At 49.8% G+C, this 8,852-nt stretch carries 7 protein-coding genes and 1 pseudogene; 1 reads left to right on the top strand and 7 read right to left on the bottom strand.

Annotated features, from left to right (window positions below; all coding sequences use genetic code 11):
- Nucleotides 1–73 precede the first annotated feature (73 nt).
- Nucleotides 74–451 carry a hypothetical protein gene (locus Q7P68_RS13535; protein WP_304226549.1) on the top strand — a complete coding sequence of 126 codons (378 nt, stop codon included), beginning with the start codon at nucleotides 74–76 and terminating at the stop codon, nucleotides 449–451.
- 50 nt (nucleotides 452–501) lie between these two features.
- Here Q7P68_RS13535 and Q7P68_RS13530 read toward each other — a convergent pair whose 3' ends face one another.
- The 7 genes and pseudogenes from Q7P68_RS13530 to Q7P68_RS13505 all read right to left on the bottom strand — a co-directional run.
- Nucleotides 502–1,407: a glycosyl hydrolase family 17 protein gene (locus tag Q7P68_RS13530; protein ID WP_304226547.1), complete on the bottom strand. Its 906-nt coding sequence runs from the start codon at nucleotides 1,405–1,407 to the stop codon at nucleotides 502–504.
- Between the two features lie 8 nt (nucleotides 1,408–1,415).
- Nucleotides 1,416–2,303 (bottom strand): glycoside hydrolase family 17 protein, encoded by an 888-nt coding sequence (locus Q7P68_RS13525; protein ID WP_304226545.1) that lies wholly within the window; start codon nucleotides 2,301–2,303, stop codon nucleotides 1,416–1,418.
- Between the two features lie 179 nt (nucleotides 2,304–2,482).
- Nucleotides 2,483–3,301 carry a sensor histidine kinase gene (locus Q7P68_RS13520; protein ID WP_304226542.1) on the bottom strand — a complete coding sequence of 273 codons (819 nt, stop codon included), beginning with the start codon at nucleotides 3,299–3,301 and terminating at the stop codon, nucleotides 2,483–2,485.
- Nucleotides 3,285–4,451, bottom strand: a complete 1,167-nt coding sequence (gene ercA / locus Q7P68_RS13515; protein ID WP_304226540.1) for an alcohol dehydrogenase-like regulatory protein ErcA — start codon at nucleotides 4,449–4,451, stop codon at nucleotides 3,285–3,287. The genes Q7P68_RS13520 and ercA overlap by 17 nt, the downstream gene beginning before the upstream one ends.
- A 45-nt stretch (nucleotides 4,452–4,496) precedes the next feature.
- Complete coding sequence (locus Q7P68_RS14030; protein ID WP_369695329.1) at nucleotides 4,497–5,117, bottom strand: hypothetical protein; 621 nt, start codon at nucleotides 5,115–5,117, stop codon at nucleotides 4,497–4,499.
- Nucleotides 5,118–5,159: 42 nt separating this feature from the next.
- Nucleotides 5,160–6,890: pseudogene (locus tag Q7P68_RS13510) on the bottom strand (TIM-barrel domain-containing protein); the annotation flags it as partial.
- A gap of 120 nt (nucleotides 6,891–7,010) precedes the next feature.
- Nucleotides 7,011–8,852 (bottom strand): alpha-amylase family glycosyl hydrolase (locus tag Q7P68_RS13505; protein WP_304226538.1); only part of this gene is annotated, 1,842 nt, incomplete at its 5' end.

Raw genomic sequence — 8,852 nt, 5'->3', positions numbered from 1 at the left:
TTGTGTTATATACTGCTATATATTGACATTTTCTACATAAAAAACTACATTTTCTCCCATACGGAGGAAAACAATGAATAAATTTGGACTTCTTAGCATTGCTGTACTGGTTCTTCTCATGGTCTCCTGCGCCCCCAAAAGCGCTGAAAGCGAAAAGCCTGCTGCTACCACTGCAGAAACCACTGCAATCAATGTCGATGCAATTAACGATGTTGCATCTTGGAAAGCAGCCTATGATTCTGTCGTGAACACCTATGGCACTTTAACCAGCCGCATCAATAATGGTGATCAGACTGCAAGTGCCCAGGCAGAGGAACTTAAAAAGACTGCAGAAGCACTGAATGCTGCAGCGGAACGGATTAAGGCAAATCTCTCCGGTCAGGAATTAACTGATTTTACTGCAGCAGTAACTTCTTACCAGGAAAAGATGACCTCAGCGGCTGCAAATTAAGTTTTTCTTAATTTCAAAAAAAGGACAATCGGTATACGATTGTCCTTTTTTTATTTAACCACCAGTTTGGGTTTGCGATCGGCAGAGTAAAGGCCCCAATGCTTTTCAGGTTCCAGGGGGTCGTCGGACCCTTTCCACGCTTCGTCAAAGGCTTCGAAAACAAACGTTACTATACCCATCTGGGCCGACCAGGCCATTAACTCATTAATATATTGCTTTTGGTTTTCCTCGCTCGCCAGGTCTGGCGGGATTCCTCTGCCATTAGATGCGGTAGTCCAGCCTGCTTCGGTAATAACCACAGGCTTGTCGGGATAGTGGTTTGCCACTAAATAATAATTTTCTTTGGTGTAGTCCAGGGCCTGCACAATAGGCTTTTGCTCCCATTCAGGGTAGGTATGGATCGAAATAAAGTCGACAACATCCACCAAGGGTGCAAGCTTTCCTATCCAGGGAACATAATTTTCACAAAAGGTAACCGGCTGAGTCACCGCCGCCTTTACTTGCCGAGCAAACTGGACTACCCGTTCCACCGGTACCATGTGGTCATTCCAGTCCACAGTTGCCTCGTTACCTACCGAAACGGCTATAATAATATCTTTATATTTATGAGCAAGGGTAATGAGCCTCTGAATTTCCATTTCGTTTCTAGTTCGGTTCTTCCGTAACACCGACTCGTCATGTATGCCACCCCAGGGGCACTGGGGGTTGTTTATCTCTGCCTCGATATAAGCGCCGAGCATAACCTTAACGGGGAGCTGTTCCTGACGGATAACCTGAAGCACCACATCGGCGTGGGGGGTGCAGTCATAGAGCCTCAGGTACTGCCAGTGTCCTTGTAAAATAATAAGATCTTCCAGTACTTCCTGATAGGAAGGATAGGCAACACCGGGCCGCTGGCCTGTCCGGTACCCGGAATAACAAATCGCATTACCATAAGGGAAAAACGAATTTTTCATAATTTTCCTTAGTATTTATAGATACCGTTCTTATCCCAAAGCCCCCAATAGGCGCCTACATCCCCTTCTTTTTCTATTTTCCACGTCTCATCAAAAGAAGAAAAATAATATAGCTCTATACCTTCTTCCTTTACCCAGGAGAGTACATCATTAAAGTATTTAATAGCGTTTTCCCGGGACGGTATGGCTCCATGAAAGGCGGTCCCGATATTAGGCCAGCCGGTTTCGGTGATGATTACGGGCTTACCCTTGCCGGCTTTCTGAGCCCTGCGGTACATATCCTTGATATAGGGTAAGGAGAACTCAAGCGGACAGGCTTCCCAAAAGGGGTAACAGTTGGTCAGAATCACATCACAAGCTTCGGCAATGCGAGGGTGTTCTTCGAACTGGTAATAGGCGTCCACATAACCTACGGGGATATGGGCAGGAAGCTCCTGGCGAACCTGTTTTATATAAAAAATAAGTTCGTCTTCGCTGAGCTCCTTACGGAGCATCACTTCGTTGCCCACCGCAGCAACATCCACAAAACCTTTCTTTGCAAGGTTAATAAGGCCGGCAATTTCTTTTTCATTGGTTTCCCGGTTTTCACCGATCCAGGCACCGACCAATGTCCGCAGGCCATAATCCTTGGCGATTTGCGGTATCAGCTCGTTACCTTCGGTACAGCTAAAACTGCGGACCGCTTTGGTATAGGGGGCGATGATTTCCATACGCATCCGGATCTGCTCTGCGGAAAGTTGATCCCCCGGTTTTTGGCCCTCCATATAGGGACTAAAACACAACCCCGGAATTGTTTCATCCAATAGGGCCCGCTGAGTTCGTTCAAGCTCATCCACATCATCTGTATGAACCGAAGATCCTAACAAGGATAATAATTTATAGCCTTTACTAGACATGGTACACACCCCTACTGCAGTGATTTATATACACCGCATAATGCTGAGGTCGCAGATGGTTTACACCATGCGCGGCTCCCGTTTTTCTAAGTGCCTACAAGGCTAAGGGAGTATTTCCATAAAATCAAGCCGACAGCTTTCTGAAAGGTGTCTTTTTTTCGGGTTTATTGGCTCAATTTCTATGTTTTACATTCCAGTTGGAGCTCAAAAAGACCTGAAGCAGCATTCGGAATATAACGCCAGGTTGCATGTAATTGCCGGGAAAGCGCATCAATCAAAGAGATACCGACCGTATCTTTGTGCAAATCTTCGGTTTTGAGCCCCGGTCCGTCATCCTTGATTTTCAAGTAAAGGACATTGCCGTTTTGCTCAATATCTAACCATATATTCACATGATTGTCTTTTGCCGCATGATCAACACAGTTGCTCAGCACCTCATTAATAATTAGAGCCAAATACTGAGCATCATCAATATTGAGCACCGGTTCCTTTGTGGTCCTACTGATCTTTTCTTGTAAGTTGCTTTGATATTGAATATTGAATTTCGTGGAATCTTTATTGTATGCATAATAATCTGCAACTTGCTCTATGATCTCCCGGACCGCAATTTTAGAAAACTGTACCCTTTCCAGCTGTAATACATACATTCTCGCCATTACTTCGATACGGCCTCTGGTTTTCATATAAATCTGCATTTCTTCGGGGTTACGGATATTTTGCAATCCTAGGCTCATAATGCTTTGAATAATCTGGTAATTATTTTTTATCCGGTGATGCAGTTCCTGAATAACCAGTTCCTTTTCGGTTATAGCTTCCTCGAGCTGTGTTTCCTTTTCCTCCAGGCTTCTTACCATGTCCATGAGCAGCTGTTGCTTTTCTTCCAGTTCCGCAATGCGCTTTTGGAGTTCTGGATAATAGCTTTTTCGGGCCGAATGTTCACCAAGACCGATAATGCGTTCCCGTATTGTATCAAAATCTTCATTAGAGTATTTTGGCATAAAGGGCCTGTATTTCTTCTTCCTTCGGTATTCTTGGGTTTGTTACCACACAGGGGTCCCGTAATGCCACACGGGCTAACTGGACCAGGGTCTGTTCATCAACAGCAGCTATTTCTATTTTATCCCCCAAGTTTAGTTTGTGACGAAGGGTTGCCAAATAAGATTGGAGCAGGTTCCTGACCGTTTCGTCCGATTCGTTAGCTAAGGGCTTTTTAAGAATCTTTTCGGCTATAGTCCTGTATCGCTCAGGGCAGCTAGAAAAATTGTATGCCACCGAATGTTCAAGTATCAAGGCATTACACAATCCGTGGGGCAGATCTAAAAAACCGCCGAGGGCATGGGCCATGGCATGTACAATACCGAGGCTTGCATTGGAGAAAGCCAGTCCCGCAAAGAGGCTGCCGAGCATAACTCCAGACCGATAAGAAATATCCAGAGGTTGCTGATAAGCTCCGGGCAGGTTTTGAGAAAGGTATTCGATAGCCTGTAAGGCATGCATATCCGTCACAGGACTTGAAGCATTTGAAACATAGGCCTCGAATGCATGGGTGAGGGCGTCCATTCCGGTAGCTGCGGTCAACTCCGGATCCATGGTGGCGGTGCACAAGGGATCGATAAGGCTGATATCGGGAACTATCCCCTTGCTGATTATCGCGATTTTTACCTTCCTGGCGCTGTCCAGAATTATTGCAAACTGGGAAATATCAGCTCCGGTGCCAGCGGTTGTGGGAATACAAAGGAGCGGTGGGATAGGCCGCTCAATTTTGTCGACCCCCTCGTAATCTAAAATGGAGCCGCCATTCGACACTACGATACCGATACCCTTGGCACAATCTATTGGGCTCCCGCCGCCTATGGCGATGATCATATCGCATCCCGTTCTCCGGTACAAAAGAGCGCCGTCCTTCACCTCAGTATCCCGAGGGTTGGGACTGACCGCATTGAACCGTTCAAAGGGAATATGCTGATCTTTCAGGAGCTGTTCTACCTTGCTAACCCAGCCGGCTTGCACAAGCCCCGGATCGGTTACCAAAAGCACCTTTTTTGCCCCAAAAACAGCTACATAATCGGCGCATTTGGAAAGTGCATGTTCACCAATAATGAACTCAGGGGCTACGAATTTTCGGAGGGGCAAGTGCGATATCTGCATCTTACCCCAAATTTTAAGCTTTCTTTAACAAAAAGCAAGAAAAACCTACGCCAAAATCACCGGGCTTGCGAGCACCTTGTTTTCTTTGCCGGCAAAGCTTAGCTTTTCCCGCTCAAGCAGAATATTCTGGCCGTTCACCATAACCTGCCGAATACCCGCCATGCAGGGCACCATGATCCGGTAGTTGATGGGACCATAGGTGCTATTCGTTACTACGGCTTCGAGCTTTAAGATGCCGTCGCAAACTTCGTAAGAAAGTTCCAGTTCGCTCCGCACCCCCTCGCGGTAGGCGAGCGTATGGCCGTCATCGGCGCAATAGCGGTAGGTCCCCGTTTCACCCTCGCTCACCACAATGAAAAGGTCAACACGGCGCAGATCCTTTTCGTTTGTGGTACGCACCCCTGGAAACATTGGAATTATAGAGCCTGACCTCAAATAAAGGGGCGTCTCATTGCGGGTACAGCGAACGGTGAAGGACCGGTCTCCTGCAAGATAGCGGCTACCTTTCCAGTCGTACCAATAGCCATCCGGAAGACGAACCGTTCGGCTTTTGCTTGTGGGATCAAGAAGCGGCGCATGGAGCACCGCATCTCCAAGCATATACTCATCGTCGCAGGTACTCGTCCAATCCGCCTCGGGCCAGTGGTACCAGAGGGGCCTCAGCACCGGTTCACCCCGCTCCTCCTGGGCAATCCATAATTGGTATATATATGGGAGCAATTTGTAACGGGACCGAATATATTCAGCCACAATTTTTTCTGTCCCTTTCCCACGGGTCCAGGGTTCCTGGTCCTTTGCTCCGGCTACATTGTGGTTCCGGAAGAAGGGGAACAAAAATCCCGCCTTGTACCAGGTTTCCATAAGAGACCCATCGGCATCTCCTGCAAAACCGGGCACATCCGGTCCGTTAAAGGGCATACCGGAAACGGAAAGATTAAGGCTAAAGGGAAGACTTTTTGCAAGGTGCGTCTTGTTAGACACATTGTCGCCGGTCCATATGCCGCTGTATTTTGCGGTTCCTAAATATGCCGACCGGGTAATTATAAAGGGCCGCTCCTCAGGCCGTGCCGCCTCTAAACCTTGCCGGGTTGCCATGGCCATACCGAGGGCATATTGATTGTGGAAGGCATCGTGGGGTAGGGCCCCCCGCTTAAACCGCATATCATCCAAAGGAACCGAGCCCGTGGCGGGGTCATTCATATCGATCCAGTAACCGGCAAAACCAAGTTTGGTGAACCGGGCTACTTCCGCAGCCCACCATTGGCGTCCTTCTTCCAGAGAAAAATCAGGAAACACCGTATAGCCAGGCCACACAAAACCGATCTAATCCTTTCCTTCCGGAGTCTTACAAAGAATATCAAGTTCTTTTGCTTCTTTATATTGATGAAAATTTTCATCCCGCCGCAGCCCCGGATCCAGTATGGGCACCACTTGGTAGCCCCGTTCAGTTAAGGACGCAATTTCCTTCTCTGGGTTGGCAAAATGTTCTTTATTTATTGTAAAGACCCGGAAACCTTCCATATAATCGATATCAAGCCAGAGGCCGTCATTGGGTATCTTACGCTTTTCGTATTCGTCCGCAATTCGCTTAAGGTCCGCATAGGACCGGTATCCCCACCGACACTGGTGATGCCCCAGAGCCCAGAGGGGCGGCAGCGCAAAGCGGCCCTGCAGGGTCTGAATTTTCTGTACCAGCCGCGCTGGATCAGTTTCGGCAAAAATCCAGATATCGGGAGCGCCGTTGCGGGCTCCAAGATAGAGGTATTTTTGGAAAGGGGTAGAACCGGCATTAAAAATACCTTCACCAGCCCCAAGGTTCATAAAACCAGGCCAGGGGTTATCCATAACGATAGCCCACCAGAGGGGCGCGGCGGCCGCGGTGGTAGACTCAGGCCGCTTGCGGCCTATCAGCACCGGAAAGCTTGCGTAGAGGGGATCCGCCCGGGAGTCAGCGATTTCTGCCCAGTCAAACTCGGCAAAAAGGTCCGTGTTCCAGAACAGGGTGCGCTTACCGGATAGTTCAAAGCCCAGGTTTTTGCCCCCCAGGCCAAAAAATTTAGTTTCTTCGTCGTATTCAAAACGGAGGAGCCACTTGGTCCCGCAGAGGCCAAAGCCCCTTCCTTTAAGGAGACTTGTTCCGTTTACAGAAAGGTCTAAGGATCCGGAATCATCGAGGGTGCAGACACAGCCGGAAGGCCCTTCCCCGGGAAAGCCGTTCCAGGCGAGGCCGGCGATGCTCCCGCTGCCGCCGCTCCAGCGTTCTGACTGGCCCTGCAGGCGGAACACGCCGGAGTCTGCTGCGGTAAGGGAGAGCCGGACCGGCGCATCGGCGCCGTCCTTGAGAGAACCGTCTCTGAGGGCGCCTTCCTTGCGGGAGCCGCCCTTTACTACATCAAAATTATAATTTTCGGGGGTGTCAATTTTTCGGTACTGTATCATGCCTCTGTTGTAATACATTCCCCAGCAGGGACGCAAGCAGGGGGCGGTCTATCGGATCGCTCCCCATAGACCGCCCTCCTGTTACGACCTTATGGCAGATAAGCCGCCGCGGGCTTAGTATTATTTCAGTTTCAGCATAACCGCGGTCAGGGGCTGGACCGTTACGGTGTCCCCCTTAATGCTGAGCCCCGAAACCTTGGCAACCCCTGCGGGATTTGCCTCATCGTCGTCTACCAGCACAGAGGCACCGTCAAGCTTAAGCCCCGTCTTAAAGTCCATGGCCTGGTCAAAATTAGCATTCACGAGCATAACCAGAGTGGTTCCCTTGTAGGTAACGGTCCAGCCCATGGAAAGCTGGTCTGCATGGGAAATCTGCTTCATGCTTGCGTCGATGTTTGCCATATCACCAATCCGCAGGCCCTCTTCCGCCCGGCGAACTGCGATGACACCAGCCACCCATTTGCCCATGGCGTCATATTCCTTGGGTACATTCCAGATAAACTGGTTAATGTCATCGGAAGAATCGTAGCTATTATGGATATAATCGCCGATTACTTCGCTTTTGGAGTTCAGCTTGGGCTTACTGCGACCCCGTTCATCGCCGCCGTGGAGAAATGCGATAGGCTGTCCGGTAAGGACCATAAAGTTGGCGAGCTTTGCCCGGGCGGCAATCTCGGCCCGTTCTTCCGGATACTTGGCATTCAGGCCGCAGTTAAAAGCAATGTTGTCGGTCAGGGTCAGGTTGTCATGGGCCGAGACATAGTTCATCGAATCACCCGGATCGTCGGCCTTGTAGTTCAGCATGGGCTGACCCTTTAAGTTGCTGAAGATCATCGCGGTGTTCACCGGCCGGCCGGTCACAAAGCCCTTCTTTTTATCGTCCATGCCGCCGCCCTTCATAATGTCCCGGAACTCGTCGTTAAAGACCGCCACCTCGTTAGTTCGGGTCATGTAGTTTTGGTCCATTACTTCAAGGGCAGGACCGCGGTACATTTTCCAGCCTTCGCCCTGGAACAGGATGTCATCCTTGCCGGGGATTTTAGCAATTGCTTCCCGGGCCTTAAGGATAGCCTTGGCATCGATAAGCCCCATAAGGTCAAAGCGGAAGCCATCAACCTTATATTCATCAACCCAATAGTACAGGGAATCCCGCATAAGCTTGCCCGCCATGAGGCGTTCGGTGGCCACATCGTTGCCGCAGCCGGACTGCCCAATAAAGCCACCTTTGGCATCCCGCCGGTAATAGTAACCGGGCACCACGTTTTCGAAAATGGCCGTATTTGCCGTGTGGTTATACACCACATCAAGGATAACGCCGATACCGGCCTTGTGCAGTTCCTTAATAAGGGTCTTTAGTTCCACTACCCGGCTGTAGGGGTCCTTGGGATTCTGGGCATACCAGCCTTCGGGGGTAAAGTAGCTGTGGGGATCATAGCCCCAGTTGTAGTTGTTGTCGCTCGAACGGCCGGTGGCCTCATAATCGGTCTTCGTTTCATCAGTATAATAGAAATTCAGAACCGGCATGAGCTGCACATGGGTAATACCCAGGGACTTGAGGTAGGGAATCTTTTCGATAAAGGCAAGGTACGATCCGGGCCGTGCTTTTACGCCCGAATCGGGAGAAATGGTAAAGTCCCGGACCGACATCTCATAAATGATGGCGTCTTCCCGTTTCGCAAGCTGTACATCCGTATAACCTTCCCAGCCGCCAGCGGGCTGCGCTTTTGCCAGGTTGATAATCGCACCTCGGCCGAGGCCGCTGCCGGTAAAGGCGTCCATGCTCTTCGCATAGGGATCCAGGGCAATATTTTCTTTGCTGCCAAAGAAAACCGAATACTCATAGAACATACCATCCGGATCTACCGTATTAAAGGTACCGGTCCATACGCCGGTTTTAGCATCCTTGGAAAGCTCCAGGCTGTAATCGGCGGTTTTGGCAAGACTCTGTTTGTAAAGCCGCAC

The sequence above is a fragment of the Gracilinema caldarium genome (genome assembly GCF_029265695.1).
In the GTDB taxonomy this organism is placed as follows: Bacteria; Spirochaetota; Spirochaetia; order Treponematales; family Breznakiellaceae; genus Gracilinema; species Gracilinema caldarium_A.
This window is presented reverse-complemented; position numbering and strand designations above follow the sequence as displayed.

Coding starts and splice junctions, on each gene's coding strand:
- Q7P68_RS13535 (WP_304226549.1), top strand. CDS start 74: ATGAATAAATTTGGACTTCTTAGCATTGCTGTACTGGTTCTTCTCATG.
- Q7P68_RS13530 (WP_304226547.1), bottom strand. CDS start 1,407: ATGAAAAATTCGTTTTTCCCTTATGGTAATGCGATTTGTTATTCCGGG.
- Q7P68_RS13525 (WP_304226545.1), bottom strand. CDS start 2,303: ATGTCTAGTAAAGGCTATAAATTATTATCCTTGTTAGGATCTTCGGTT.
- Q7P68_RS13520 (WP_304226542.1), bottom strand. CDS start 3,301: ATGCCAAAATACTCTAATGAAGATTTTGATACAATACGGGAACGCATT.
- ercA (WP_304226540.1), bottom strand. CDS start 4,451: ATGCAGATATCGCACTTGCCCCTCCGAAAATTCGTAGCCCCTGAGTTC.